The organism is Belnapia moabensis DSM 16746 (genome assembly GCF_000745835.1).
Taxonomy (GTDB): domain Bacteria; phylum Pseudomonadota; class Alphaproteobacteria; order Acetobacterales; family Acetobacteraceae; genus Belnapia; species Belnapia moabensis.
The window spans coordinates 1-1190 of record NZ_JQKB01000286.1; the positions used below are offsets into that span (position 1 = coordinate 1).

Annotated in this window: 1 protein-coding gene; it reads right to left on the reverse strand. The window is 71.8% G+C overall.

Annotated elements, in window-relative coordinates; all coding sequences use genetic code 11:
- The coding region (gene tnpC, locus EP26_RS36035) for an IS66 family transposase (protein ID WP_245624585.1) at positions 1-1078 on the reverse strand (1078 nt) is incomplete at its 3' end.
- Positions 1079-1190: the final 112 nt, after the last annotated feature.

The window sequence follows — 1190 nt, forward strand, 5'->3', positions numbered from 1 at the left end:
CGGCGGCGATCGGCGAGCCGTTATGGGCGTGGATCTTGTGAAAGCGCCGGCGCAGATGGCTCCAGCAGAAGGCCAGCGTGACCGCGCTGTCCTTTTTGGCGGTGAGCGCGCGGAACCCGGTGTAGCCGTCCACCTGCAGGGTGCCGCGGAACCGAGCGAGATGGGCGGCTGGTCGGGCTGCCTTGCGGTCGCGGGCATAGACATAGGCCACCGCTGGTGGGCCGGTGCCGCGGGAGGCACGGTCGTCGGCCGCGTAGCACCAGAGCCGGCCCTCGCGGGTGCGGCCAAGGCCGCGTTCCAGGGTGGGCAGCGGCGTATCGTCGGCGAACACCCGGGCATGTCCCACGACATGGGCGAGGATGAGGTCGCGTAGCGGGCGCAGCCACCAGCAGGCCTTGCCGACCCAATCGCATAGGGTGGCCCGATCGAGCTGGATGCCTTGTCGGGCCAGGATCTGGCACTGCCGGTGGAGCGGGATGCCGTCGCCGTACTTGGCCACCAGCACCTGCACCAGCAGCGCCTCGGTGGGCAGCCCGCCGGTCACGACGCGCGCGGGAGCCGGCTGCTGGTGCACTCCAGCCTCCTCGCAGTGCCGGCAGGCGTAGCGGGGCCGGACAGTCACCAGCACCCGGAGTTGGGCAGGCACGACATCGAGCCGTTCTCCCCGGTCCTCGCCGATCCGCCGCATCTCCTCGCGGCAGCACGGGCAGTGGCGGTCCGCCAGGTCCAACACCTGCTCGACACGCTCGAGGTGCGCGGGCAGATGACCGCGGTTGCGGCGCCGCTCGGCATGCGGCTTGCGACCGCGCGGAACCGGGTTGTCGTTGCTCGCCGGTGGCGGAGTGGGCGGCGCTCCGCTGAGAGCCAGGGCCAGCTGGCCGGGATCAACCCGCTCGGCACTCTGGCCGAAGCGAGCCTGGCGCAGGTCATGGATGATCTGCTCCAGCGCCGCGATGCGCGCCTCGGCCGCGGCGAGCGCGGCCCGCAGCTGGGCTACGTCCTCGACGGCGGCATCACCGCTACTGCTGGCATGATCCTCGGGCACGCCGGAATCGTCGCCGACCTGCTCGCGTCGCACCAAGCAAAAGCAGCACGCCGCGACATCACGCTGCCGTAGGCCGCCACTCCCGCTGCGCTGACCGCCACTCCAGGCCCTCCAGCAGCAGGGAAGCCTGCGCCGGCGACAGCGT